Consider the following 23,195-nt stretch of genomic DNA (forward strand, 5'->3'; position numbering starts at 1 on the left):
CCTGTGACGCTGGGCCGCTGTGGCCTAGCGTTTTACCACCTCGATCGGGTCGGCGTGTACTAGCACCTCGGCCCGCGGGAATTCCGCCTGGATCGCTCGTTCCACCTGATCACAGAGACTGTGCGCGGCTGATAGCGGTAGCTCGCCGGGCAGTTCCAGGTGCAACTGGACGAACCAGTGAGTGCCGGAAACCCGCGTGCGCAGGTCGTGGGCACCGAGTACCCCGGGCACCGCGCAGGCCAGTGCATGCATGCGTTCGCTGACATCCGGTGCCAGTTCCTCATCCATCAACACCGACACCGCTTCGCGCACGATGCTGATCGCACTCCAGAAGATATACAGGGCAATGCCGATGCCGAAGATCGCATCCAGCTGTAGCCAGCCATAGCTGGCCAGCAGCAGCGCGAGAAGGATGCCGCTGTTGAGCAGCAGGTCGGAGCGATAATGCAGCGAGTCGGCGCGGATCGCGGTGGAGCCGGTGAGCCTGACCACATGGCGCTGGAACAGCAGCAGGGCGATGGTCGCAGCCAGTGACAGCAGCATCACCGCGATGCCCAGGGCTGGCGCGCCCAGTGCCTGCGGGTTATGCAGGCGCTCGATGGCATGGCTGCCGACCAGCAGCGCGCTGGCCCCGATAAACAGCGCCTGGCCGAGACCCGCCAGGGCCTCCGCCTTGCCGTGTCCGTAGCGGTGGTCGTCATCGGCGGGGCGCAGGGCGTAGTGCACGGCGATCAGGTTGAGCAGCGAGGCGGCGCTGTCGAGCAGCGAGTCGGTGAGCCCGGCCAGTAGGCTGACCGAACCGCTCAGCCACCAGGCGATGGCCTTGGCCAGCACCAGGCTCAGGGCCACCGCGAGTGCGGCGACCGTGGCCAGGCGCATCAGCCGCGCGTGCTGGGGCAGGGTGGTCATGGCGGTGTTACGCCGCTGGGCGCAAGCCGTAGGCGGCCAGTTGTTCGACGTTACCGCTGTGGCGGATCAGGCGCGGATCGTCGAGCGGCAGGCTGTGGCCGGTCTGTACTTCGATCAGGGCTTTGAGTTTGGCCGGGTCGATATTGCCGTCGGCATCCACCACCTGCTTGAGGTCCTGTGGGTCGACCTGGGCGGTCTGGCCGTCGGGCAGGTAGATCGCGCCGGTGGCGAAGTCGATGCCGAAGGCGATCAGCCCGGGCAGTACATAGAAGAGAATGCCGATGGCGTTGAGCCCAGCCACCACGGGGTCGATGCGGCCTTCGATCTGGCCACGGCGATCCGGGAAGAACAGGGTGCCGCAGGCGGTCAGCTGGGTGAGCAGGGCGGCGGCGAGGATGCCGCCGATAACGCGGTTGTGTGTACGCATTGAGCATCTCCTAAAAAGTGGCGCAACTATACCAATCCTGTCATTGCAATACCGCTGCGCTCACCTCAGACAGCGTAAAAGCCGGCCGGGTTCGCCGCTATAATCGTGCCCCTTGAATGGAGCCCGCATGAATTCCCTGCCAATCGATGTGTTGCTACCTGATCTCTGTCAGGCCCTTGCCCTGCGCGACGAGGCGGTGCTCGAAGCGCCGCCCGGTGCCGGCAAGACCACCCGCGTGCCGCTGGCCTTGCTCACGCAGCCGTGGCTGGCCGGGCAGAGCATCATCATGCTTGAGCCGCGTCGGCTGGCCGCGCGTGCAGCGGCCGAGCGCTTGGCCTCTGAGCTGGGCGAGGCGGTGGGGGAAACCGTCGGTTATCGCATTCGCCTGGACAGCAAGGTCGGCCCGCGCACCCGCATCGAGGTGGTCACCGAGGGCATCCTCGCCCGTCGCCTGCAGGACGACCCGGCGCTGGAAGGCGTCGGCCTGGTGATCTTCGACGAATTCCACGAGCGCAGCTTGGACGCCGACCTGGCCCTGGCCCTGTGCCTAAATGGCCGGGCGCTATTTCGTGAAGACGCGCCACTTAAGGTGCTGCTGATGTCTGCGACCCTGCAAGGCGAGCGCCTGGCCGCCTTGCTCGATGACGCGCCGGTGCTGCGCAGTGAGGGCCGCATGTTCCCGGTGGAGCAGCGCTGGGGTGCGCCGTTTCAGCAGGGCGAATGGCTGGAACCGCGGGTGGTGCAGACGGTGTTGCAGGCCCTGGATGATGAACCGGGCAGCCTGCTGGTATTTCTGCCGGGGCAAGCGGAGATCCGTCGGGTCAATGAACAGCTGAGTGAGGCTCTGAACGGGCGCGGCGACATCCTGCTCTGCCCGCTGCATGGCGAACTCGACCTCAGCGCCCAGCGTGCAGCCATCGAGCCGGCTCCGGCGGGGTTGCGCAAGGTGGTGTTGGCGACCAATATCGCCGAGACCAGCCTGACCATCGATGGCGTGCGCGTGGTGGTCGATACCGGCCTGGCGCGGGTGCCGCGGTTTGATCCGAACAGCGGCATGACTCGCCTGGATACCCAGCGTATTTCACGCGCCTCGGCCACCCAGCGCGCCGGCCGCGCCGGGCGTTTGCAGCCCGGTGCCTGTTACCGGCTGTGGTCGCAGGCGCAGCATGAGCAGCTGGCGGCCTACGGCACGGCGGAGATGCTCCAGGCCGACCTGGCCGGGCTGGCCTTGCAGCTGGTGCGTTGGGGGGTAACCCCGGATGAATTGGTGTGGCTCGATCCGCCGCCGGCCGCGGCTTACGCCCAGGCGCTGGAGCTGCTCGCACGTCTCGGCGCGCTGGATGCCCAGGGCACGCTGACGGCGCATGGTCAGGCGATGGCCGAGCTGCCGACTCATCCGCGTATCGCGCATTTGCTGTTACGCGGCCACGAGCTGGGGCTGGGTGAACTGGCCTGCGACCTAGCCGCGTTGCTCGGTGAGCGCGACATCCTGCGCGGCGCAGGGGCGGATCTGCACAGCCGTTTGGCCTTGCTTGCTGGCGAGACGCGCGCCGCCCGCGGTGCCCAGGGCGGGGTGCAGCGCGCAAGGCAACTGGCGCGGCAGTTTCAGGGCTACCTCAAGCGCCGTACGGTTTCGACCCCGGTGGCCGACCCGCAGCATGGCCGCTGGTTGGGCGCGCTGCTGGCCTTCGCCTACCCGGACCGGATCGCCCAGCAGCGCCGTGAAGGCGGCGCGGAATATCGCCTGGCCAATGGCCGCGCGGCGCTGTTCGCCGAGGCCGATGCCTTGATGAAACACCCCTGGTTGGTGGTGGCCGATCTCGGTAGCCGCCAGGGCCAGCGCGAGGAACGCATTTACCTGGCCGCCGATCTCGCCCCGGCATTGTTCGACGGCGTGCTGGCCGAGCAGGTCAGCAGCCTGGAGGTGCTGGATTGGGACGAGCGTGAGGGCGCGCTGCGTGCCGAGCGTCAGCGCAAGGTTGGCGAATTGGTGCTGGCGCGTGAAGCCCTCAGCGGCCTGACTGAGCAGCAACGCAGCCGCGCCTTGCTCGGCCTGGTGCGGCGCAAGGGCCTGGCGCTGCTACCGTGGAGCCCGGAAACGCGTCAGTGGCAGGCGCGGGTTGCACTGCTGCGCGAACTGGACCTGGCCGCCAAGGGCGCGAGCGAATGGCCGGATGTCAGTGATGCGGCCTTGCTGGCCAGCCTGGAGCAGTGGCTGCAGCCTTATCTGGCCAGCGTCACCCGGCTCAGTCATTTCGCTAATCTGGATTTGAATGGCCTGCTGCAGAATCTGTTGCCCTGGCCGTTGCCGCAGCGCCTGGACGAGTTGGCCCCGCGCAGCCTGCAGGTACCGTCCGGTTCGCGCATCAGCCTGGATTACAGCGAGCAGCCGCCGGTGCTGGCGGTGCGTTTGCAGGAGTTGTTCGGCCTGGCCGCCACCCCGCGCATTGCCGGCGGCCGCCAGGGAGTCAAGCTGCACCTGCTGTCGCCGGCGCGTCGCCCGGTGCAGGTGACCCAGGACCTGGCCAGCTTCTGGGCCAATACCTACGCCGAGGTGAAGAAGGACCTGAAAGGCCGCTACCCCAAGCACTACTGGCCGGATGACCCGCTGATCGCCGAGCCCACTGCGCGGGCCAAGCCGCGCAAATAGGCCGCGCCCCGTCAAGGCAGGCTCAAGTCCACGCCGGTGGCTTGCAATTCCTGATAGGCGCGGTCGAGGTCGTCGCGCAGTTTCTCGGCCCCTGGCGCATGGCTGGAGACGATGAACTTCAACGGAATGCGCTGCAGCTGCACAAAGGGCAGCTCGGCCATGCCCAGGCGGCGGCGCGCTTGCTCCACCGGCGTTTGGTAGTCGAGCAGGAAATCGCCGCGCTTGCGTTGGAGCATTTCCAGCGCCGCGGTGTGGGTGGCGGTACGGTGCTGCTGGATGCCCAGTTGCGGATCGTCGAGCAGCTCGCGGATCGGCTGCCAGTAGCTGTAGCCGGTGATCAGGATCATGCCGCGGTTCTTCAGGTCTTCCGGCAGGCGCGGCAGCAGGGTGTCACGGCGGAAATACAGGTTCAGCACGATCTCGCCCAGCGATGTGCGGGCTTCCAGGGTGTGTTCGCGTAAATCGGCCTTGCCGGGCGCGCCGGGCCAGAGCTGTACGCTGCCATCCTGCAGGCCGTTGTACAGGCGTGCACTGGGGTAGGAGCGCAGTTCGGCGCGGTAGCCGGCGTGTTCGAGCAGGCGGCGGCTCAGGTTGAGGATGGCCCCACGCGGTTGCCCGCGTTTGTCGGTGTAGGAATAGGGCGGGAATTCGTAATAACCCACATGCACCAACGGCTGTGGGTCATTGGCGGCAGTCGCGGCGTGGCTGGCAGCGCAGTGCAGGACGGCGGCCAGTGCTAGGCAGAGGAATCGTGGCATCAAATAGGTACGTACTGCGGCTATCTGCCGTCTTTTCGTTATAAAACTGTCACATGGCGGAGCATGGCCAGTTGCCAGCTGCTTTGTCCAGTGGCATTGCTGCCAAGCTTAGTCCAGCGCGGGCAGGAGCAGGCGGGCGAGCACGGGCAGGTGGTCGGAAATACCCTGGGTGTCGTGCTGCCTGACCTGGGCGTCGATCCGCGTCAGCTGCGGGCTGTGGAACAGGTAGTCGAGGGTGCGGTCGGCGCTTTTGACGCTGCGGTCGTTGGGGTAATAGGTGTACCACTTGGCCTGCTCGACACCGCCTGCCTGTTGCAGGCTGGGGATCATCGGGTAGCGCTCGGCCAGCGCTTGCAGCTCGCTGGTTTCGGCATACCAGCTGCGCTGCGTCGGGGATAGGTGTTGGTACTGGCCGGGCGGCAGCAGATTGAAGTCGCCACCGAGCAGCCAGGGCGTGCCGTCGGCTTGCAGTTGGTCGAGCAGGCTGCTGGTCATGGCCACTTGCTGTTGCAGGGTGTCATCGCCCTGGGCGAAGGCATCGAGGTGGGTGTTGATCGCCGCCAACTGGCCGCCACCGCGCAGCGGCAGGTAGCTGACCAGCAGGGCGCGTTTGAAGTTGAACTGTCGGCTGAGCCAATCGCTGGGCATCAGTGGCAATTGCAGGCGTTCGGCGCGGGCGATCTGGTAGCGGCTGAGGGTGCCCAGTTGCATGCCGACACTGCCGAGAATCTTCGGGTGTGGCACGAAGGCGGCTTTCCAGTAGAAGGCCTGGCTGCTGCAGGGGTAGAGGTCGCTCAGGCGCTCCTGCAGCAGCGCCAGCTGGTTCTGGTAGTCGCTGGCCCTGGCACCGTTGTGCAGTTCCTGCAGCAGCACGATATCCGGTTGTTCGTCGCGCATGATGCACACCACTTCATCCAGGCTGAAGGCCAGGTCCTCGCTGCTGGGGCGCAGGTCCGGGCCACTGCCATCGGCCAGGTCGTACCAGAACACGTAGCGCTTGCCCGCCAGGTACTGCACGTTCCAGGTCATCACCTTGAGCGCTTGCCCCGGTTGCAGCATGGGCGCGCTGGCCGGACAACTCACGGGCGCGCTTTCCCGGGCACCAGGGTGCCAGGTCAGGGTGTACACCAGTGCGGCCAGTACGCCGAGCAGGCAGCAGGCGCTAAGCAGGAGTGTGCGCAGGATACGGGGCATGGGCGGATCGGGTCGTTGGGGGGTGGGCTATGCTGAGGTGATCGAGCATACCGGAGAAGCTCGCCGGTGCCGATGCTCCATCGCGTGCGGCGGGCGCTTCAGGAGGTGGTGGATGGACGCTGTGGTGATTGCCCAACGCGGCCCTTACCCGGTTGCGGTCAAGGCTGGTGAGGATTACTTCTGGTGCCGCTGCGGCCGTAGCGCGACCCAGCCGTTCTGCGATGGTAAGCACAAAGGCAGTGGCATCGTGCCGCTGAAATACCACGCCGAAGAGGACGCGACCCTGTACTTCTGCGGCTGCAAGCACAGCCACACGCCGCCCTGTTGCGATGGCAGCCATAAGCAGTTGCAATAGTCGCTTTGCCATAAGCCGTACTGGGGATCGTTATGCGCCGCAAGGTATTCGCAAACAGGGCAGCTGAGCGCCGGGTGGTGCTCGGCCTTGCTCTGCTCTGCGCCGCCGATCTGGAGTGGTTCTGATGCGCGTGTTCTGGCTCGGGCTGTTGCTGCTCAGCGCCCCACTCAAGGCCGCCGAGCCGGCAGCGTTGTTGGTGATGACCGATGTCTGGCCACCGTTTCGCATGCAAGGCGCAGACGGCGCGCTGCATGGGCTGGATATCGATCTGCTGAACCAGCTGAGCGAGCGCACCGGATTGCGCTTCGAGGTGCAGCGTGCGCCCTGGGCCCGTGGCCTGGCCGCCTTGCAGCAAGGCAAAGCCGACCTGATGACCGGCCTGGCAAAAACCCCGGAGCGCGAAGGCTATATCGATTATCTACCGCAGCCTTACTACGCCTGTGCGCCACGCTTCTACGCGAAGCCTACGCAGGCGGCCGCGTTGCGCAACTACGCCGAGTTGGCCGGACTGACGATTGGCTATGTGCTGGAATCGGCCTATTTCGAGCCGTTCGACTCGGATCAGCAGTTGCGCAAGAGCGCGGTGAATAACGAGACTCAGCTGCTGGAGATGCTGGTGCGGGGTCGCCTGCAAGCGGTGATCGGCACCGACTGCCAGGTTGATTACGAGCTGCGTGACCCGCGCTGGAGTGGCCGTATCGTCAAGGCGGCATTTGAGCCGCAGGCGCACACCGATCTGTATATCGGCTTTTCCCGCGAGCGTGGCTTAACCGCCGAATACCAGAAGGTCGCTGAGGCGCTGGAGCAAATGCGCCATGAGGGCTGGGTAGCCAACGCGGCGCGGCGCTATCAGTCTGCCCAGCCCTAGGCCTCTTTCTTAATGCTCGTGCGGCTCGGTATAGAGTTCGTAGACCATCTCCGGGTCCCAGAACGCCGCTTCTATCTTGTGCCCGTCGAGGTCGCGAACAAAGCAGCCGTAATAGGGTTCGCCGTATTCGGCACGCGGGCCTGGTGCCCCTTCGTCTTTGGCGCCGGCCTCGAGGGCGGCCTGATAGAAGTCATGTACGGCGGCCTTGTTCGACGCGACAAAGCCGAAATGGCTGCCGTTACCGATGCTCGCCGGTTTGCCGTTGATCGGCGTTTGTACCCAGAACTCCGGGTATTCGCGGCCGTAGGCAACCGCGCCCGGGTGGGCCAGTACGCGCGTGCAGCCGAGGGTGGCGAGCACCTGATCGTAGAAGGCCGTGGCCTGGTCGAACTGATTGGTGCCGATGGAGATATGCGACAGGATGCTGGGGTTGGCGTCAGCCATGGGGCCGTCCTCCTTGGGTTGTAGCGGGTTGTCACTCGACTACGGGCTGGGTGCTGCGCAGCATAAATAAGCGAAATAACACGACAGTTGAGAATAGTTGGAGAAAGCGACTTGTGCAGTCCAGCAGCAGGCTGGCCAGTGGGTCGTCGGCAATGCTCGGGGTGTTCTGGCCCCAGCCGTCGAGCAGCCAGAGCGGCAGCATGATGCCCAGGATGCACGCCAGCATCGGCCAGAAATAACCGTTGCTCAGCCTGAAGCTGGTCTGCAGCGCCTGTAACGGCTGCAGGCCGCGCAACACCAGCAGGTACTCGGCAAACGCCAGCTTGACCATCAGCCAAAGCCCCGGCAGCACCAGTAACGAAGCCCCCAGCAGAATCGCCACGGTAGTTAGCCCCGCCAACAGGGCGAAGCTTGGCCACAGGCGCAGGCTGGCAGCCAGCAGGTCACGCGCCCGTGGTGTTCCGCCATTGCTGCGCGCATCGAGAAACAGAATCAGCGCGGCGCTGTACAGCGGGTAGAACAACAGGCCGGCCAGCAGCCGCCAGATCGTTGCCGATTCGCCCGTAACCAGGCTGTCGACCTGTTGCAGCAGCAAACCTTCGAGCACGATCAACGGCAGGCACAGGCGGGCAATCGCCGCCAGGTTGTGGCTAAAGAAGTACCAGGAGTCGCGTAATACCGAGAGCACATTCATGTGCGGGGATCGTGTTTTAAGGGCGGGTGACTACTCTAGCTGATCCTCGTAGCGCCTCCCAATAGCGACTGGAGTAGCTCCTGGCTTTGCACGACATCGGCATATTCGTCGCGCAGGTTGGCCAGCGCCATGTCATGCACTTCTTCAGCACTGCGTTGGCGACCGGAATAGTCGGTTTTGCCGAAGGTGTAGCAGGCGTCGGCAACAACCTGGGTGACAAAACCCAGGTTGCTAGCGCTGCGTGCTGTCGCCTCGACTGAGTTTTCGCTGGCCACGCCAACGATCACCACCTGGCGAATCCCTCGCGCATGTAGCCAGCGCTCCAGGCCGCTATGGGTGAACGCGTCGGTCACGTTCTTCTCGAATACCTGCTCGCTATCCCGTGGTGCGAGTGCCGGTTGGAACAGTGCGCCACTCTGTCCCGGTGCAAACACCGAGTCGGCCTGGCGTGAAATATGGCGGATATGCACCAGCGGCAGGCCTGCACTGCGCCAGTATTCCAGCAGCTGAGCGATGCAGGCTTCGGCTCCAGGGTTGTTGCGCGGTGTGCTAACCCGTTGGATGCCTTGCTGCATATCGATGATCAGTAGCGCGGGCGTCTCGCTAGGGTGTGGATGCATTTCGACCGTCCTTGGCTGTTGGCTGGCATACTGCGCGCTGACTTTAACCTGAGGGCTTTCTGCCCGTCAGCCGCCCGACGAGGATTACCGGTGAAGAAAATCGCCGTATTCGCCGATGTACAGAACCTCTATTACACCGTGCGTCAGGCCTATGGTTGCCATTTCAACTACGCCGCGCTGTGGGCCGACATCAGTCAGCATGGGCAGATCGTCGAGGCGTACGCCTATGCCATCGACCGCGGTGACCAGAAGCAGCAGCAGTTTCAGCAGATCCTGCGCAACCTGGGGTTCACCGTGAAGCTCAAGCCATTTATCCAGCGCAGCGATGGCTCGGCCAAGGGCGATTGGGATGTCGGCATTACCATCGACATCATGGACGCCGCGCCGCGTGTCGACGAAGTGGTGCTGGCGTCCGGCGATGGCGACTTCGATCTGTTGCTGGACAAGATCCGCGGCAGTTATGGCGTCGAGGCGGTGGCCTATGGCGTGCCGGGGCTGACCGCGCAATCGCTGGTGCGTGCAGCCAGTCGTTATGTGCCGATTGACGGCGCACTGCTGTTGAGAAACTGATCGATGCTTGCCGATTCCATCGCCGTACTCGACTTTGAAACCACCGGCCTATCGCCGGCCCAGCAGGCCCGCGCCACCGAAATCGGCGTGGTGATCGTCGAGGACGGGCAGATCGTTGCGCGCTACCAGAGCCTGATGAACAGCGGGGCCTGGGTGCCGCCGTTTATCGAGCAGCTCACGGGCATCAGCAACGCCATGCTGCGCACGGCACCGCCGGCCGCGCAGGTGATGCAGGAAGTGGCGGAGTTCGTCGGCACGCGACCGCTGCTGGCGCATAACGCCAGTTTCGATCAGAAGTTCTGGGACGCCGAACTGGCGCTGATTCGCCGCCAGCGTGTGCAGCCGTTTGCCTGTTCCTTGCTGTTGGCGCGGCGACTGCTGCCGCTGGCACCCAGCCACAAACTGGGCAATCTCAATCAGTGGGTCGGCCTGCCCGATACCGGCAAGGCGCACCGGGCCCTGGCCGATGCGGAAATGGCCGCCAACCTGACCTGTTTTATGGCGGCGCTGTTGCGTGAGCGACATGGCATCGCCGAGGTTTCCCACGAGCTGCTATGCAGCCTGCAGCGGGTGCCGGCGGCGAAGATGGCGCAGGCGTTGCAGAAGGTGCGTGATCACGCATTCAGCTAGCGAACGAACCCCGCCATGAAAAAAGGCTGCCATGGGCAGCCTTTTTTCATGGCGGGTATGACTCAGTGCTGCGCCAGCTTCTGCTCGTACTGGGCGAGCATCTTCTGCGCGTAGGCCACTTCCAGGGCTTCCATGGCGTTGATCGGTTTGATCGCCACGGCGCGCTTGAGGTGTTGCAGGGCCTTGGCCTGTTCGTCGTCGCCGTACACGTAGGTCAGGGCGTTGGCATATTCGTAGTGGCCGATCGGCAGGTTGTCCTGGGCCTTGAAGCTGCGGCTGAAATACTTCTCCATATTGTCAGCGCTGACGCCGTAGGTCATGCGCCCAACCACCTTGCCAACCTTGCGGATCACCCCGGCTTCATAACCGCCGTACAGGGCGAGGGCGAAGGGTTGCTGCGGCTGCTTGGCCAGCAGCACCTTCAGTTCGGCGGGGATCTGCGAGGTGTAGCCGCGTTTCAGCACCACCGGTACCGACAGTTCTTCACCCAGGCGCGCCTTGGCATACACGCTGCCAAATTGCGCCACGGTGTCGGCCTTGACCAGCTCGCCGGCCTGCTCGGTGTAGGTGATCACTTCTTCCAGAAGCTTGTGTTTTTCCTCCTGATTCGGCACCAGGAACATGGCGTAGACCACCTGGGCGAACATCGCCGGAATCTGCCCGCCCACACCCAGCGCCAGGCCCTGCTTCTTGGCCTCGGCAAAGTCGCCGCGGAACATCAGGCGCCATACATCCTGCAACTTGGCGGCGTACAGCTCGGCTTCCTCGGGTTTGCCGGTAAAGCCGGTGTTGCCGGTAACGGTCAGCTCCAGGGCCTTGGGGTAGGTGGTGGCCATGGTCAGCACCCAGTCGGCGTCCGGGAACGGGTAATCCGTGCCGAAGCCACGGGTCAGCTGCGGCCAGGCCTGGCGCAGTTTGTCGCCGCTGTAGTCGTAGGCGCTTTGATCGTAGGGGAAGGGTTTCCAGTCGTCGGCGGCGACAGCGCTGAAGCTGCAAGCGGCGAGTAAGGCAAGAAGAGTGCGGCGCATGGCGGTCAACCTGTTGTTGTTATCAGTGCGCCGATCATAGAGCGCTGGCGCTGGCGGCCCACCCATCCAAGGATGAGTTGCGCGCTTGGGTAGGCAGGCGCGCGGTGTTACGCACCGACCTTAAGCATGGCTGTCCTTGTGCTGGAACTGCCGGCGGTACTGGTTGGGTGACAGTTCCGTGTGCTGGCGGAACAGTCGGGCGAAGAAGCTGGCATCGTCGTAACCGACTTCGTAGCTGATGGTCTTGATGCTCTTGCGGGTGGCGCTGAGCAGGCCCTTGGCGGTTTCGATGCGCAGGCGTTGCAGGTAGTGCAGCGGCTTGTCGCCGGTGGCGGTCTGGAACCGGCGCATAAAGTTGCGGATGCTCATGCCGTGTTCGCGGGCGACATCCTCGAAGCGAAACTTGTCGGCGAAGTGATCCTCCAGCCATTGCTGGATCTGCAGGATGGTCAGGTCGTGGTGCAGCTTCTGCCCGCCAAAGCCGATGCGGCCGGGGGCGTAGTTACGCTGCACTTCATAGAGGATGTCGCGGGCCACGCCCTGTGCCACGCTGGCCCCGCAGAAGCGTTCGATCAGGTAGATGTAGAGGTCGCAGGCCGATGTGGTGCCGCCGGCGCAGTACAGGTTGTCGGCATCCGACAGGTGCTTTTCCTGATTGAGCAGCACCTTGGGAAAACGCTCGGCGAACTCGTTGAAGAAGCGCCAGTAGGTGGTCGCTTCCTTGCCATCGAGCAGACCGGCCTGGGCCATCCAGAACACCCCGGTGGCTTCGCCGCAGATCGCGCTTCCGGCGGCGTGGCGCTGTTTCAGCCAGCTGAGCACTTGTGGGTGGCGTTGGCACAGTGCGTCAAAGTCGTCCCAGAAGGCCGGCAGGATGATCACGTCAGCATCATCCAGTGCGCCATCGACCGGGATCAGCACATCGCTGAAGCTGCGCACCGGCTTCCCATCCGGGCTGACCAGATGGATTTCGAAGGTTGGAGTCAGGCCGCGGCCTTGCTGTTTGCCGTAGCGCAGGCTGGCCATATGGAAGAAATCTTTGGCTTGCATCAGGGTGGAGGCGAACACGCCTTCGGTGGCGAGAATGCTGACGCGCTGCAAAGGAGCTGGCGACTGAGTGGGCATATATATTGTTCTTATTAAGGCTAAGTGGTCATGAGCTGGCTGGATCGTCTTATTTTTTGGCGCTTGTGTCCAGTGTGACCAAGCGTTTGCTTGGCTAAAGTCGAGGCCAGTTTAAAACCGTCCATATTTGTAGGTGTTGCCATGATCCCCAGAACGATTTTCAGCTCCGAACACGAACAGTTTCGCGACAGCGTGCGCAAGTTCCTTGAGCAGGAAGCCGTGCCTTTCCATCAGCAGTGGGAAAAGGACGGTCATATCGATCGCGCGCTGTGGAACAAGGCGGGCGAGGCCGGCATGCTTTGTTCGCACATCCCGGAAGAATACGGTGGCATGGCGGCGGATTTTCTCTACAGCACCGTGGTGATCGAGGAGGTCGGTCGTCTGGGGCTGACCGGTATCGGTTTCTCCCTGCACTCGGACATCGTCGCGCCCTACATCCTGCATTACGGCAGCGAGGCGCAGAAGCAGCATTACCTGCCCAAACTGGTGTCTGGCGAGATGGTCACTGCCATCGCCATGACCGAGCCTGGCGCGGGCTCCGATCTGCAGGGCGTAAAAACCACCGCCGTGCTGGATGGTGATGAGTATGTGATCAACGGCTCGAAGACCTTTATTACCAACGGTTTTCTGGCTGATTTGGTAATCGTGGTGGCCAAGACCGATCCGAAAGCCGGAGCCAAGGGCACCAGCTTGTTCCTAGTCGAGGCTAATACGCCGGGGTTCTCCAAAGGCAAGCGCCTGGAAAAAGTCGGCATGAAGGCTCAGGACACCTCCGAGCTGTTCTTCCAGGATGTGCGCGTGCCCAAGGAAAACCTGTTGGGCCAGGCCGGCATGGGCTTCGCCTACCTGATGCAGGAGCTGCCGCAGGAGCGCCTGACCGTCGGCATCGGTGCGTTGTCCTCGGCCGAGGCGGCGCTGCAGTGGACGCTTGAGTACACCCGCGAGCGCAAGGCATTCGGCAAGCCGATTGGTGATTTCCAGAACACCCGCTTCAAGCTGGCTGAGATGGCCACTGAGATTCAGATCGGTCGCGTGTTTGTCGACCGCTGCCTAGAGCTGCATCTTGAGGGCAAGCTGGATGTGCCAACCGCGGCCATGCTCAAGTACTGGGGCACCGATCTGCAGTGCAAGGTGCTGGATGAGTGCGTGCAGCTACACGGCGGCTACGGCTACATGTGGGAATACCCGGTAGCGCGGGCCTGGGCCGATGCGCGGGTGCAGCGTATTTATGCCGGTACCAACGAGATCATGAAAGAGATCATCGCCCGCTCGCTGTGATCTGGCGTTGAGATGAAAAAGCCCGGCAATTGCTGGGCTTTTCTATTTCAGGGGGCCGGGTTGGGTTGGTTCTTGTGGATGGCTTCGATGCCGGCCAGCACTTCTGCGCTCAGTGTGAGTTCGGCGCTGGCCAAGTTGCTGTCCAGCTGTTCCAGGCTGGTCGCGCCGATGATATTGCTGGTGACGAATGGTTGCGCGGTGACGAAGGCCAGGGCCATCTGCGCCGGGTCCAAGCCATGCTCACGTGCCAGGGCGACGTAACGTGTGCAGGCCGCTTCGGATTGTGGGTTGGTGTAGCGGGTAAAGCGGCTGAACAGGCTGATCCGTGCATTGGCCGGGCGTGCGCCGTTCGCGTATTTACCGCTGAGCATGCCGAAGGCCAGGGGCGAGTATGCGAGCAGGCCAATGTCTTCACGCATGGCGATTTCCGCCAGGCCGACCTCGAAGCTGCGGTTGAGCAGGTTGTAGGGGTTCTGAATGGAAACGCTGCGCGGCCAGCCGCGTTGCTCGGCCAGCTGGAGAAACTTCATGGCACCCCAGGGCGTTTCGTTGGACAGGCCGATATGGCGAATCTTGCCGGCCTTGACCTGCTCATTCAGGGCTTCCAGGGTGTCTTCCAGGGGCGTGAAGTCACCGTCCTGATGGCGATAGCCGAGCTGGCCGAAGTAGTTGGTCGGGCGCTCCGGCCAGTGCAACTGGTACAGGTCGATCCAGTCGGTCTGCAGGCGCTTTAGGCTGGCGTCGAGTGCGGCGACTATGTGTTCGCGGTTGTGTTTGAGCTGGCCGCCGCGGATATAGCCGATGCCATTGCCGGGGCCGGCGATCTTGCTGGCCAGTACCCAGTCGGCGCGATCACCGCGCTGCTTGAAGTAATCGCCGATGATCTGCTCGGTCTTGCTGTAGGTCTCGGCGCGTGGCGGTACGGGGTACATTTCCGCAGTATCGAGGAAATTTACCCCGTAGTTTTTGGCCCGTTCGATCTGGGCCATGCCTTCGCTGGCGCTGTTCTGCTCGCCCCAGGTCATGCTGCCCAGGCAGATGGCGCTGACCTTCAGGTCCGTTCGGCCGAGTTGGCGGTAATCCATTGCAGGCTCCTTGAAAAAACTGATTGGCAAAATCGTGTTGAAATTCTCCGCGCAATCTGCATAATTGCGCACCTCTTTCTGCAGTGGAAGTGATGCGCCGCCTGCCGAAGAATCTTGCCGTATTACGGACGCGCTGACCCGAGCCCCCGATAGCGCCTGTTTTCGGCTGCCTTTGACCTTGTCAAAGTACGCACTATTCAGTAAGATCCGCCGTCTTATTTATCAGGGCGGCCCCTGAGGCTATAAAGAATGAAAACTTTTACTGCTAAACCGGAAACAGTAAAGCGCGACTGGTTTGTCGTCGACGCTGCAGGTCAGACCCTGGGTCGTCTGGCTACCGAAGTTGCAAGCCGTCTGCGTGGCAAGCACAAGCCTGAATACACTCCGCACGTTGATACCGGCGACTACATCGTCATCATCAACGCTGAGCAGATTCGCGTTACCGGTGCCAAGACCACTGACAAGATGTACTACTCCCACTCCGGTTTCCCGGGCGGCATCAAGTCGATCAACTTCGAGAAGTTGATCGCTAAAGCCCCTGAGCGCGTGATCGAGACCGCGGTTAAAGGCATGCTGCCGAAGAACCCGCTGGGTCGCGACATGTATCGTAAGCTGAAAGTGTATGCGGGCGCTGCTCACCCCCACACTGCTCAGCAGCCCCAAGAACTGAAGTTTTAACGGAATAGTTCATTATGTCGGCGACTCAAAATTACGGCACTGGCCGTCGCAAGACTGCAACCGCTCGCGTTTTCCTGCGTGCTGGTACTGGCAAGATCTCCATCAACAACCGTACTCTCGACACCTTCTTCGGTCGTGAAACTGCCCGCATGGTAGTTCGTCAGCCGCTGGAACTGGTTGAGATGACCGAGAAGTTCGATATCTACATCACCGTTATCGGTGGTGGTGTAAGTGGTCAAGCTGGTGCAATCCGCCACGGTATCACTCGCGCACTGATGGACTACGACGAAGCTCTGCGTCCTGCTCTGCGTAAAGCTGGCTTCGTGACTCGCGATGCCCGTGAAGTTGAACGTAAGAAGGTTGGTCTGCGTAAAGCGCGTAAGCGTCCGCAGTACTCCAAGCGTTAATTCGCTACCTGCGTTCACAAAAACGCCCAGTTTCCTTACGGATCTGGGCGTTTTTTATGGGCGTCACTTTTTATCGATGAAAATGGCGGTTGCGACAACTTGCCGCACTGGTAAATGCCGCGTCCGACAAGGCTTTCAGCCATGTTGTGTCCAGTTATTACCTTGTCAGTAAAGGGGCTTTTCTTTACCATTTGGCAAATTTTTTGCGCGACTCGATTTTTACCTAGTATAGGCCTGACCAACAGGCCATAAAGCTGATGGGAGACGACTGAATGAGCAATGACGGCGTGAATGCAGGCCGGCGTCGCTTTCTGGTAGCGGCCACCTCTGTGGTGGGCGCTGCAGGAGCGGTGGGTGCCGCGGTCCCGTTCGTGGGGTCCTGGTTCCCAAGTGCCAAGGCTAAAGCTGCCGGAGCACCCGTTAAGGTGAACGTCAGCAAGATTGAGCCGGGCCAGCAGATGGTTGCTGAGTGGCGAGGGCAGCCGGTGTTTATCGTGCGCCGTACCGAGGAGATTCTCAGCAACTTGGTGAAGATCGAGGGCCAATTGGCTGACTTCGACTCCAAGAAGTCCGAGCAGCCGAGCTATGTCGATCCGAAGACCCGTTCGATCAAGCCGGAATTGCTGCTGCTGGTCGGGCTGTGCACGCACCTCGGTTGCGCGCCGTCCTTCCGTCCGGAAGTGGCTCCTGCTGATCTGGGTGCCGAATGGGTGGGAGGCTACTTCTGCCCATGCCACGGTTCGCGCTATGACCTCGCTGGTCGCGTCTACAAGGCTCAGCCTGCGCCCATGAACCTGCCGGTGCCGCCGCACACGTATGAGTCGGATGATGTGATCGTCATCGGTGTGGACCAGGAGAAAGCATGATGAGCAAATTCATGGAATGGGTCGATGCACGCTTCCCCGCGACTAAGATGTGGGAAGACCATCTGTCCAAGTACTACGCACCCAAGAACTTCAACTTCTTCTACTTCTTCGGCTCGCTGGCGCTGCTGGTGCTGGTCAATCAGATCGTCACCGGCGTCTGGCTGACCATGAGCTACACACCTTCGGCTGAAGAGGCGTTCGCTTCCGTCGAATACATCATGCGTGACGTGGAGTACGGCTGGATCCTGCGCTACCTGCACTCCACCGGCGCTTCGGCGTTCTTCGTGGTGGTCTACCTGCACATGTTCCGTGGCCTGCTTTACGGCTCCTACCAGAAGCCGCGCGAGCTGGTGTGGATCTTCGGCATGTTGATCTACCTGATGCTGATGGCGGAAGCCTTCATGGGTTACCTGCTGCCGTGGGGCCAGATGTCCTACTGGGGGGCCCAGGTGATCATCTCGCTGTTCGGTGCCATCCCGGTGATCGGTGCGGACCTGACCCAGTGGATTCGTGGTGACTACCTGATCTCCGGGATCACCCTGAACCGCTTCTTCGCCTTGCATGTGGTGGCTCTGCCGATCGTTATTCTCGGCCTGGTGGTGCTGCACATCCTGGCGCTGCACGAAGTCGGTTCGAACAACCCCGACGGCGTCGACATCAAGAAGAACAAAGACGAGAACGGTATCCCGATCGACGGCATTGCCTTCCATCCGTACTACACGGTGAAAGACATCGTCGGTGTGGTGGTGTTCCTGTTCATCTTCTGCTTCGTGATCTTCTTCTTCCCGGAGATGGGTGGCTATTTCCTCGAGAAGCCGAACTTCGAAGCGGCGAACCCGTTCAAGACGCCTGAGCACATTGCCCCGGTTTGGTACTTCACCCCGTTCTACGCGATCCTGCGGGCAATTCCTGACAAGTTGATGGGCGTAATCGCCATGGGTGGTGCTATCGCAGTGCTGTTCGTGCTGCCGTGGCTGGACCGTAGCCCGGTCAAGTCGATGCGCTACAAGGGGTGGATGAGCAAGGTCTGGCTGCTGATCTTCTGCGTGTCCTTCGTGATCCTGGGCGTGTTGGGCGTGCTGTCGCCAACGCCAGGTCGTACGCTGCTGTCGCAGGTGTGTACCTTCCTGTACTTCGCGTATTTCATCCTGATGCCGTTCTATACCAAAATCGAGAAGACCAAACCGGTTCCGGAAAGGGTGACTGGCTGATGAAGAAGCTATTTGCTGCACTCGTTATTGCTGCCATCCCAGCCCTTGCATTGGGCTCCGGTGCCGGCTATCACCTGGACAAGGTGGAAATCGATCTGACCGATAAAGTGGCTCTGCAGGATGGTGCGCGTACCTTCGCCAACTACTGTATGGGCTGCCACTCGGCTCAATACCAGCGCTATGAGCGTGTCGCTGATGACCTGGGCATTCCGCATGACGTCATGCTGAAGAACCTGGTGTTCAGTGGTGCGAAAATCGGCGAGCACATGAAAATCGGCATGAAGCCGGCTGACGCCAAGACCTGGTTCGGTGCGGCTCCGCCCGACCTGACCCTGGTTGCTCGTGTACGTGGCAATGACTGGTTGTACACCTACCTGCGCACCTTCTATGAAGACACCGCGCGTCCGTTAGGTGCCAACAACAAGGTGTTCCCGAACGTCGGCATGCCGAACGTGCTGGTGGGCCTGCAAGGTCGTCAGTACATCGGTTGCAAGCAGGTTCAGGTGGTTGAAGACGGCAAGAAGCAGTTCGATCCGCTGACCGGCACGCCGATCACCCACGAAGCCTGTGATCAGCTGACCATCGAGCCGAAGACTGGCGCGCTGAGCACGGAAGAGTTCGACGAGAAGATCCAGAACCTGGTGACCTTCCTGGCGTACTCGGCCAATCCGGTCAAATTGCAAAGTCAGCGCATCGGTACCTACGTTCTGCTGTATCTTGCCTTCTTCTTCGTATTCGCCTATCTGCTCAAGCGCGAGTACTGGAAGGACGTGCATTAATCCGTTGCATCTCCGCTGTTGACCTGCGCGCCCCTTTGGGCGCGCAGGTCTTTCTGCTTTACATAACTTTATAAGCGAGGAGGACCGCCATGGGCGTGACCAATCGGTTGGCCTGTTACTCCGACCCCGCCGACCACTATTCCCACCGCGTACGCATCGTGCTCGCCGAGAAGGGTGTCAGCGCCGAGATCATCAGTGTCGAAAAAGGCCGTTACCCGGCCAAGCTGCTGGAGGTTAACCCCTACGCCAGCCTGCCGACCCTGGTGGATCGTGACCTGGCTCTGTACGAGTCGACAGTGGTCATGGAATACCTGGATGAGCGTTATCCGCATCCGCCCTTGCTGCCGGTCTATCCTGTGGCCAGGGCCAATAGCCGTCTGCTGATTCATCGTATCCAGCGCGACTGGTGCGCACAGGTGGATCTGATCCTCGATCCGCGTAGCAAGGAGCCAGCCCGTGCGGTGGCCCGTAAGGAGCTGCGCGAAAGCCTGACCGGGGTGTCGCCACTGTTCGCCGACAAGGCGTATTTCCTCAGTGAGGAGTTGAGTCTGGTGGATTGCTGCCTGCTACCGATTCTCTGGCGCTTGCCGCTGCTGGGGATCGAGTTGCCCAAGCCGGCCAAACCGCTGCTGGATTACATGGAGCGGCAGTTCGCCCGTGAGGCGTTCCAGGCCAGTTTGTCGCCCGTTGAACGTGATATGCGTTAACCCGAGGAGGTTGTGATGAAGTCGAGTCGCCCCTATCTGGTTCGTGCTCTGTATGAGTGGATCGTCGATAACGATTGCACCCCGCACCTGCTGGTGAATGCTGAATTCGCCGGTGTGCAGGTGCCTTCTGGCTTTGCCAGTGATGGGCAGATTGTCCTCAACGTATCGCCGACCGCAGTGCGTCACCTGCATATGGATAACGACGCCGTCAGCTTCGAAGGCCGTTTCGCCGGTGTGCCGCAGCGCCTGTATATCCCGTCTGCCGCAGTATTGGCGATCTATGCGCGGGAGAACGGCCAGGGCATGGTCTTCGACTCCGAGCCGTCGATGTTGCAGGGTGATGAGATCGATGACCCGGGTGATCAGAGCCCGCCGGATGATGAGCCGCCGCGACCCAGCGGTAGGCCGAGTCTGAAAGTGGTCAAGTAAGCAGAAAATGGCAGGGAGCCATTTTTGACGTTGCGCAGCGACGGCCCGAAGGGTGGTCGTCAGGGATGAAGGGCCACAAAAAAGGCGATCCTAGGATCGCCTTTTTTATTTCTGCGGTGAGTCAGTTGCTGTACTGGAACAGCTTCACCACTTTCTGCACGCCGGACACGCTTTGCACCAGGTTGGTAGCGTGGGTGGCCTCGGCTTGCGACACCAGGCCAAGCATGTAGACGATACCGTTCTCGGTGATCACCTTGATGCGCGTACTCGGTACGTTGCTGTCGGCAAGCATCTGGGTCTTGATGCGGCTGGTCAGCAGCGAATCGTTGCTGCGCACCAGTAGCGAGGTGGGTTGCAGCACTTGCAGCTCGTTGTGCACCTTGCTGACGTTGTTGACCTTGCGCGCGGCCTGTTCGGCCATGCCTTTCAGGTCGCTGCGCGGGGTTTGCCCGGCTAGCAGCACCACACCGTTGTAGCTGGTCACCACAATGTGCGAGGTGGGGCTGGTCAGGTCGATGTGCGCACGGGCAACGTTGGAGCTGACTTCCGGGGCAATAAACTGGTCATCGATCTTGTTGCCGACGCTGCGGTTACCGCAGCCGGCGAGCGCCAGGGTCAGTGCCAGGCCGGCAAGCAGCAGTGGTGAACGGGTCATTCTTCACTCCCAAACAATTGGCTGTCGATCAGGTCGCACAAACAGTGGATGGCCAGCAGGTGGACTTCCTGGATGCGCGCGGTGACTTTCGAGGGCACGCGGATTTCCACGTCTTCCGGCAGCAGCAGCGAAGCCATGCCGCCGCCGTCGCGGCCGGTCAGGGCGACTACGGTCATCTCGCGGTCGTGTGCGGCCTGGATGGCCTGGATCACGTTGGCCGAGTTGCCGCTGGTGGAAATTGCCAGCAGCACGTCGCCCGGCTGGCCGAGGGCGCGAATCTGCTTGGAAAACACCTCGTTGTAGCTGTAATCGTTGGCGATCGAGGTGATGGTCGAGCTGTCGGTGGTCAGGGCGATGGCCGGCAGGCTCGGGCGCTCGCGCTCGAAGCGGTTGAGCAGTTCGGAGGAGAAGTGTTGAGCATCGCCGGCCGAGCCGCCATTGCCGCAAGAGAGAATCTTGCCCTCGTTAAGCAGGGCGTGAACCATGGCCAGGCTGCCTTGCTCGATAAAGGGGATCAGCACTTCCATGGCCTGCTGTTTGGTATCAATGCTGGCTTGGAACAGGTGGCGAATACGGGCTTGCATATCCATTGGAGATATAACCTTCAGTGTGGCTTCTGTTCAGGTATCAAAGGCGTTTTGAATCCAGTTCAGTTGCGCGGGGGCTTGGCTGTCGGCATTTATGGCAATCACATCAAAACGGCATGGGTGCTTGGCCCAGCGTGATTCTTGTTGCAGGAAATGCTGAGCGGCGCGGCTGAGTTTCTCACGTTTGCGTGCATCCACGCTCTCAACTGCGCCGCCCCAGGCGCTATAGCGCCGATAGCGAACCTCGACAAATACTACTGTATCGGCGTCGAGCATGACCAGATCAAGCTCGCCGAGGCGGCAGCGCCAGTTCTGCGCCAGTAGGCGCAGGCCTTGTTGCTCGAGGTGCTGGCGCGCCAGGGCTTCGGCGGCATTGCCGCGTTGTTGGGTGCTGATGCGCTCGGTCAATTGATGCTGTCAGGCAGGGGTTGTACCTGGCCATCGCGGAACTCTGCCCAGGGCAGTTGACGCTCCACGCGCTGCGTCGGGCTCAGGCTCAGGCTGCCGGACAGGCCTTGCAGGCGAGTCTCCGGCAGGGCCTTGAGCTGGTTCAGGCGTGGGGCGAGTTGGTAGGCGTCGGCACCCATGGCGTACAGGCGGCCGAGGCTGCCCGCGGCTTGCGGCCATTGCGTACTGGCCTGCTGGCGCAGCGGATCATTGACGTTCAGCAGCCAGGGCGTCTCGCAGAACATGATGCCGTTGAGGTCGATGTACTGCGCCTGGTTGTAGGTGCCGGTGAACAGGTGCGAGGTGGCGTACACCGGCACGTCGCCAGCGTACTGGAAGGCCAGGGTTGGCTTGATCTGCTGCGCTTGTTGCGGGGTAGCAGCCAGGAAGATGAAGTCGACATCGCGGCGACGTGATGGCGCAGCGGCCACCGGGGTGCCCAGGGTGTTCTGCAGACGCTTGCCGCGCGCTTCGCTCTGGCGCAGTTGGAACAGGTCGGCGATCTGCTGGGCCAGTTCGACCGGCTGGTCGACGTGTTCGGCGGCGATCAGGGTGCCGCCCTGGGCTTGCCAGCTTTGACGGAAGGCGGCGAGCACACGATCGCCCCATTCGCCGCTGGGTACCAGTGCTACGGCGCGGCGCATGCCGTCGGCCCAGGCGCGGCGCGCGACTTCGCGGGCCTCATCCTCGGCGGCCAGGCCGAACTGGAACAGTTGCGCCGGGCCTTCCTGGGCGGCTTCGCTGTAGTTCAGGGCTAGGGTGGTGATGGGCAGTTGTTCGCGGCTGCTCAGCTGGCTGACCAGGTTTTTTTCCAGCGGACCGATCACCAGTTGTACGCCGGAGGCCTGGGCCTGGGCGTAGAAGGCGTCCATGGAACCGATGCGCGAGCTGTCGAAAATCTGAATATTCGGTGGGTTCTGCCCGGCTTGTTGCGCCTGGTAGTGGGCGGCCAGGAAGCCATCACGCAAGGCGCGGGCGACGCTGGCCAGCTGGCCGTCCTGTGGCAACAGTAGGGCAATTTCGCTCAGTGGCTGGCTGGCGAGTTGTTTCAGGTCGGTCAGTGCTTGCGGCAATTGCAGGGCTGCAGGGTGCTGCGGGTTGGCTGCGACCCAGGCGTCAATCGCGGCCTGCTGCTGTTCCAGTGTGCCGGCGCTCTTGGATGCGCGGGCCAGCTCAAGCCAGCCGTTGAGATCGGCATCGCCGCTGGCTTGCAGTTCGTTCAGTGGCAGGCTGGAGATCAGCGCCCAGATGGCTTCGTGGTTCTGCGTGGCGGTTGTACCGCTGAGCAGTGGCGCGATAAAGGCACGCTCGCGCGCCGCTGCCAGGGTTTGTCCGGTGGCCTGCAAGGCGCTGGCGCGAACCAGTTGGCTGCGAACTTGCTGCTCGACCGGTAGCTCGGCGAGGCGAGCCATGCTTGGGTGGTCAAGCGCGCGCAAGGCGGCCTTGGGTTGGTTATTGGCCATATCCAGCTCGGCGCGCAGGGTGCTGGCGTAGATCTGCTGGGCCGGCTTCAGGCTTTCCAGCTGTACCTGGTCGAGAATGCTGCTGGCGCGAGCGGCATCCTTCTGCTGGAAGGCCAGATCTGCGGCGGACAGGCGCAGCAGCTCGGCTTGCTCCGATGGGCTGTCGCCGGCTTGCTGCAAGAGCTGGTCGATACTGGCTTGCGGTGTGCGCGGCAGCTCACCCAGATTCGAGGAGGGGCTGCCGGCGCAAGCGGCAAGCAGGCCAGCGAGGCAAAGGGTGGAGAGTGGGCGCAGGCAGGCGATCAGGCGGGTGAGCATGTAGGGCGTTCCT

General features: G+C 62.1%; 27 protein-coding genes. 13 read left to right on the plus strand and 14 right to left on the minus strand.

The features are described from left to right. Window positions 1-24: 24 nt before the first annotated feature. Together WBK23_RS10855 and WBK23_RS10860 are read right to left on the minus strand one after the other, a co-directional pair. Complete coding sequence (locus WBK23_RS10855; protein ID WP_424483975.1) at window positions 25-909, minus strand: cation diffusion facilitator family transporter; 885 nt, start codon at window positions 907-909, stop codon at window positions 25-27. Between the two features lie 7 nt (window positions 910-916). Next, window positions 917-1,336 (minus strand): polyribonucleotide nucleotidyltransferase, encoded by a 420-nt coding sequence (locus WBK23_RS10860; RefSeq protein WP_424483976.1) that lies wholly within the window; start codon window positions 1,334-1,336, stop codon window positions 917-919. Between the two features lie 127 nt (window positions 1,337-1,463). Between WBK23_RS10860 and hrpB the strand changes: the two genes are divergently transcribed. Next, window positions 1,464-3,986 carry an ATP-dependent helicase HrpB gene (hrpB, locus tag WBK23_RS10865; protein WP_424483977.1) on the plus strand — a complete coding sequence of 841 codons (2,523 nt, stop codon included), beginning with the start codon at window positions 1,464-1,466 and terminating at the stop codon, window positions 3,984-3,986. 11 nt (window positions 3,987-3,997) lie between these two features. Here hrpB and WBK23_RS10870 read toward each other — a convergent pair whose 3' ends face one another. After that, the gene (locus WBK23_RS10870) at window positions 3,998-4,744 is read right to left on the minus strand and encodes a substrate-binding periplasmic protein (protein ID WP_424483978.1); all 747 of its coding nucleotides are present in this window, start codon (window positions 4,742-4,744) and stop codon (window positions 3,998-4,000) included. 108 nt (window positions 4,745-4,852) lie between these two features. Continuing rightward, window positions 4,853-5,938, minus strand: a complete 1,086-nt coding sequence (locus WBK23_RS10875) for an endonuclease/exonuclease/phosphatase family protein (RefSeq protein WP_424483979.1) — start codon at window positions 5,936-5,938, stop codon at window positions 4,853-4,855. A 112-nt stretch (window positions 5,939-6,050) separates the two neighbouring features. Between WBK23_RS10875 and WBK23_RS10880 the strand changes: the two genes are divergently transcribed. After that, complete coding sequence (locus tag WBK23_RS10880) at window positions 6,051-6,293, plus strand: CDGSH iron-sulfur domain-containing protein (protein ID WP_424483980.1); 243 nt, start codon at window positions 6,051-6,053, stop codon at window positions 6,291-6,293. A gap of 124 nt (window positions 6,294-6,417) precedes the next feature. Beyond that, complete coding sequence (locus WBK23_RS10885; protein ID WP_424483981.1) at window positions 6,418-7,161, plus strand: substrate-binding periplasmic protein; 744 nt, start codon at window positions 6,418-6,420, stop codon at window positions 7,159-7,161. Between the two features lie 9 nt (window positions 7,162-7,170). Here the strand turns inward: WBK23_RS10885 and WBK23_RS10890 are convergent, their stop codons facing one another. Genes WBK23_RS10890 through WBK23_RS10900 form a run of 3 tightly spaced genes read right to left on the minus strand, consistent with a single transcriptional unit; the run spans window position 7,171 to window position 8,919 of the window. Continuing rightward, the gene (locus tag WBK23_RS10890) at window positions 7,171-7,605 is read right to left on the minus strand and encodes a VOC family protein (RefSeq protein WP_424483982.1); all 435 of its coding nucleotides are present in this window, start codon (window positions 7,603-7,605) and stop codon (window positions 7,171-7,173) included. Window positions 7,606-7,636: 31 nt separating this feature from the next. Continuing rightward, window positions 7,637-8,299 carry a hypothetical protein gene (locus WBK23_RS10895; protein ID WP_424483983.1) on the minus strand — a complete coding sequence of 221 codons (663 nt, stop codon included), beginning with the start codon at window positions 8,297-8,299 and terminating at the stop codon, window positions 7,637-7,639. 35 nt (window positions 8,300-8,334) lie between these two features. Continuing rightward, window positions 8,335-8,919, minus strand: a complete 585-nt coding sequence (locus tag WBK23_RS10900; protein WP_424483984.1) for a cysteine hydrolase family protein — start codon at window positions 8,917-8,919, stop codon at window positions 8,335-8,337. 90 nt (window positions 8,920-9,009) lie between these two features. Between WBK23_RS10900 and WBK23_RS10905 the strand changes: the two genes are divergently transcribed. Together WBK23_RS10905 and WBK23_RS10910 are read left to right on the plus strand one after the other, a co-directional pair. Continuing rightward, the gene (locus WBK23_RS10905) at window positions 9,010-9,489 is read left to right on the plus strand and encodes an NYN domain-containing protein (RefSeq protein ID WP_108489414.1); all 480 of its coding nucleotides are present in this window, start codon (window positions 9,010-9,012) and stop codon (window positions 9,487-9,489) included. Window positions 9,490-9,492: 3 nt separating this feature from the next. Further along, window positions 9,493-10,119 (plus strand): 3'-5' exonuclease, encoded by a 627-nt coding sequence (locus tag WBK23_RS10910; protein WP_424483985.1) that lies wholly within the window; start codon window positions 9,493-9,495, stop codon window positions 10,117-10,119. A 62-nt stretch (window positions 10,120-10,181) separates the two neighbouring features. Here WBK23_RS10910 and WBK23_RS10915 read toward each other — a convergent pair whose 3' ends face one another. Both WBK23_RS10915 and WBK23_RS10920 read right to left on the minus strand, forming a co-directional pair. After that, the gene (locus tag WBK23_RS10915) at window positions 10,182-11,147 is read right to left on the minus strand and encodes a hypothetical protein (protein WP_424483986.1); all 966 of its coding nucleotides are present in this window, start codon (window positions 11,145-11,147) and stop codon (window positions 10,182-10,184) included. A 120-nt stretch (window positions 11,148-11,267) separates the two neighbouring features. After that, window positions 11,268-12,173, minus strand: coding sequence for a GlxA family transcriptional regulator (locus WBK23_RS10920; RefSeq protein ID WP_424484030.1), 906 nt, complete (start codon window positions 12,171-12,173; stop codon window positions 11,268-11,270). Between the two features lie 240 nt (window positions 12,174-12,413). Between WBK23_RS10920 and WBK23_RS10925 the strand changes: the two genes are divergently transcribed. After that, complete coding sequence (locus WBK23_RS10925) at window positions 12,414-13,550, plus strand: acyl-CoA dehydrogenase family protein (RefSeq protein WP_424483987.1); 1,137 nt, start codon at window positions 12,414-12,416, stop codon at window positions 13,548-13,550. A 47-nt stretch (window positions 13,551-13,597) separates the two neighbouring features. On the opposite strand, the gene WBK23_RS10930 is transcribed toward WBK23_RS10925, so the two are convergent. Beyond that, entirely contained in the window at window positions 13,598-14,635 is a 1,038-nt protein-coding gene (locus WBK23_RS10930; protein ID WP_424483988.1) for an NADP(H)-dependent aldo-keto reductase, read from the minus strand. Between the two features lie 249 nt (window positions 14,636-14,884). On the opposite strand from WBK23_RS10930, the gene rplM reads away from it, so the two are divergent. From rplM to WBK23_RS10965, 7 genes are all read left to right on the plus strand, one after another. Then, the gene (gene rplM / locus WBK23_RS10935; RefSeq protein WP_090249152.1) at window positions 14,885-15,313 is read left to right on the plus strand and encodes a 50S ribosomal protein L13; all 429 of its coding nucleotides are present in this window, start codon (window positions 14,885-14,887) and stop codon (window positions 15,311-15,313) included. Between the two features lie 14 nt (window positions 15,314-15,327). Continuing rightward, window positions 15,328-15,720, plus strand: a complete 393-nt coding sequence (gene rpsI, locus WBK23_RS10940; RefSeq protein WP_305621007.1) for a 30S ribosomal protein S9 — start codon at window positions 15,328-15,330, stop codon at window positions 15,718-15,720. Window positions 15,721-15,992: 272 nt separating this feature from the next. Beyond that, window positions 15,993-16,586 (plus strand): ubiquinol-cytochrome c reductase iron-sulfur subunit, encoded by a 594-nt coding sequence (gene petA, locus WBK23_RS10945; protein WP_424483989.1) that lies wholly within the window; start codon window positions 15,993-15,995, stop codon window positions 16,584-16,586. Continuing rightward, window positions 16,586-17,797 (plus strand): cytochrome b, encoded by a 1,212-nt coding sequence (locus tag WBK23_RS10950; protein WP_424483990.1) that lies wholly within the window; start codon window positions 16,586-16,588, stop codon window positions 17,795-17,797. Before petA ends, WBK23_RS10950 begins: the two co-directional genes overlap by 1 nt. Continuing rightward, on the plus strand, window positions 17,797-18,576 hold the full coding sequence (locus WBK23_RS10955; RefSeq protein WP_424483991.1) for a cytochrome c1: 780 nt from the start codon (window positions 17,797-17,799) through the stop codon (window positions 18,574-18,576). Before WBK23_RS10950 ends, WBK23_RS10955 begins: the two co-directional genes overlap by 1 nt. An 89-nt stretch (window positions 18,577-18,665) precedes the next feature. After that, window positions 18,666-19,283 carry a glutathione S-transferase N-terminal domain-containing protein gene (locus WBK23_RS10960; protein ID WP_424483992.1) on the plus strand — a complete coding sequence of 206 codons (618 nt, stop codon included), beginning with the start codon at window positions 18,666-18,668 and terminating at the stop codon, window positions 19,281-19,283. 15 nt (window positions 19,284-19,298) lie between these two features. Then, window positions 19,299-19,712, plus strand: coding sequence for a ClpXP protease specificity-enhancing factor (locus WBK23_RS10965; RefSeq protein WP_424483993.1), 414 nt, complete (start codon window positions 19,299-19,301; stop codon window positions 19,710-19,712). Window positions 19,713-19,833: 121 nt separating this feature from the next. Here the strand turns inward: WBK23_RS10965 and WBK23_RS10970 are convergent, their stop codons facing one another. The 4 genes from WBK23_RS10970 to WBK23_RS10985 are packed head-to-tail and all read right to left on the minus strand — an operon-like array spanning window position 19,834 to window position 23,170. Continuing rightward, window positions 19,834-20,367, minus strand: coding sequence for a BON domain-containing protein (locus WBK23_RS10970; RefSeq protein WP_424483994.1), 534 nt, complete (start codon window positions 20,365-20,367; stop codon window positions 19,834-19,836). Further along, window positions 20,364-20,957, minus strand: a complete 594-nt coding sequence (locus WBK23_RS10975; protein ID WP_424483995.1) for a phosphoheptose isomerase — start codon at window positions 20,955-20,957, stop codon at window positions 20,364-20,366. The genes WBK23_RS10970 and WBK23_RS10975 overlap by 4 nt, the downstream gene beginning before the upstream one ends. A 30-nt stretch (window positions 20,958-20,987) precedes the next feature. Further along, window positions 20,988-21,362 (minus strand): YraN family protein, encoded by a 375-nt coding sequence (locus WBK23_RS10980; protein ID WP_424483996.1) that lies wholly within the window; start codon window positions 21,360-21,362, stop codon window positions 20,988-20,990. Continuing rightward, window positions 21,359-23,170 carry a penicillin-binding protein activator gene (locus WBK23_RS10985; protein WP_424484031.1) on the minus strand — a complete coding sequence of 604 codons (1,812 nt, stop codon included), beginning with the start codon at window positions 23,168-23,170 and terminating at the stop codon, window positions 21,359-21,361. The genes WBK23_RS10980 and WBK23_RS10985 overlap by 4 nt, the downstream gene beginning before the upstream one ends. Window positions 23,171-23,195: the final 25 nt, after the last annotated feature.

The organism is Pseudomonas sp., assembly GCF_049653025.1.
Lineage (GTDB): Bacteria > Pseudomonadota > Gammaproteobacteria > Pseudomonadales > Pseudomonadaceae > Aquipseudomonas.

Bases quoted from the DNA above. Each gene is read 5' to 3' on its own strand.
- WBK23_RS10855 (WP_424483975.1), bottom strand. From the start codon at position 909: ATGACCACCCTGCCCCAGCACGCGCGGCTGATGCGCCTGGCCACGGTC.
- WBK23_RS10860 (WP_424483976.1), bottom strand. From the start codon at position 1,336: ATGCGTACACACAACCGCGTTATCGGCGGCATCCTCGCCGCCGCCCTG.
- hrpB (WP_424483977.1), top strand. From the start codon at position 1,464: ATGAATTCCCTGCCAATCGATGTGTTGCTACCTGATCTCTGTCAGGCC.
- WBK23_RS10870 (WP_424483978.1), bottom strand. From the start codon at position 4,744: ATGCCACGATTCCTCTGCCTAGCACTGGCCGCCGTCCTGCACTGCGCT.
- WBK23_RS10875 (WP_424483979.1), bottom strand. From the start codon at position 5,938: ATGCCCCGTATCCTGCGCACACTCCTGCTTAGCGCCTGCTGCCTGCTC.
- WBK23_RS10880 (WP_424483980.1), top strand. From the start codon at position 6,051: ATGGACGCTGTGGTGATTGCCCAACGCGGCCCTTACCCGGTTGCGGTC.
- WBK23_RS10885 (WP_424483981.1), top strand. From the start codon at position 6,418: ATGCGCGTGTTCTGGCTCGGGCTGTTGCTGCTCAGCGCCCCACTCAAG.
- WBK23_RS10890 (WP_424483982.1), bottom strand. From the start codon at position 7,605: ATGGCTGACGCCAACCCCAGCATCCTGTCGCATATCTCCATCGGCACC.
- WBK23_RS10895 (WP_424483983.1), bottom strand. From the start codon at position 8,299: ATGAATGTGCTCTCGGTATTACGCGACTCCTGGTACTTCTTTAGCCAC.
- WBK23_RS10900 (WP_424483984.1), bottom strand. From the start codon at position 8,919: ATGCATCCACACCCTAGCGAGACGCCCGCGCTACTGATCATCGATATG.
- WBK23_RS10910 (WP_424483985.1), top strand. From the start codon at position 9,493: ATGCTTGCCGATTCCATCGCCGTACTCGACTTTGAAACCACCGGCCTA.
- WBK23_RS10915 (WP_424483986.1), bottom strand. From the start codon at position 11,147: ATGCGCCGCACTCTTCTTGCCTTACTCGCCGCTTGCAGCTTCAGCGCT.
- WBK23_RS10920 (WP_424484030.1), bottom strand. From the start codon at position 12,173: ATGGCCAGCCTGCGCTACGGCAAACAGCAAGGCCGCGGCCTGACTCCA.
- WBK23_RS10925 (WP_424483987.1), top strand. From the start codon at position 12,414: ATGATCCCCAGAACGATTTTCAGCTCCGAACACGAACAGTTTCGCGAC.
- WBK23_RS10930 (WP_424483988.1), bottom strand. From the start codon at position 14,635: ATGGATTACCGCCAACTCGGCCGAACGGACCTGAAGGTCAGCGCCATC.
- rplM (WP_090249152.1), top strand. From the start codon at position 14,885: ATGAAAACTTTTACTGCTAAACCGGAAACAGTAAAGCGCGACTGGTTT.
- rpsI (WP_305621007.1), top strand. From the start codon at position 15,328: ATGTCGGCGACTCAAAATTACGGCACTGGCCGTCGCAAGACTGCAACC.
- petA (WP_424483989.1), top strand. From the start codon at position 15,993: ATGAGCAATGACGGCGTGAATGCAGGCCGGCGTCGCTTTCTGGTAGCG.
- WBK23_RS10950 (WP_424483990.1), top strand. From the start codon at position 16,586: ATGAGCAAATTCATGGAATGGGTCGATGCACGCTTCCCCGCGACTAAG.
- WBK23_RS10955 (WP_424483991.1), top strand. From the start codon at position 17,797: ATGAAGAAGCTATTTGCTGCACTCGTTATTGCTGCCATCCCAGCCCTT.
- WBK23_RS10960 (WP_424483992.1), top strand. From the start codon at position 18,666: ATGGGCGTGACCAATCGGTTGGCCTGTTACTCCGACCCCGCCGACCAC.
- WBK23_RS10965 (WP_424483993.1), top strand. From the start codon at position 19,299: ATGAAGTCGAGTCGCCCCTATCTGGTTCGTGCTCTGTATGAGTGGATC.
- WBK23_RS10970 (WP_424483994.1), bottom strand. From the start codon at position 20,367: ATGACCCGTTCACCACTGCTGCTTGCCGGCCTGGCACTGACCCTGGCG.
- WBK23_RS10975 (WP_424483995.1), bottom strand. From the start codon at position 20,957: ATGGATATGCAAGCCCGTATTCGCCACCTGTTCCAAGCCAGCATTGAT.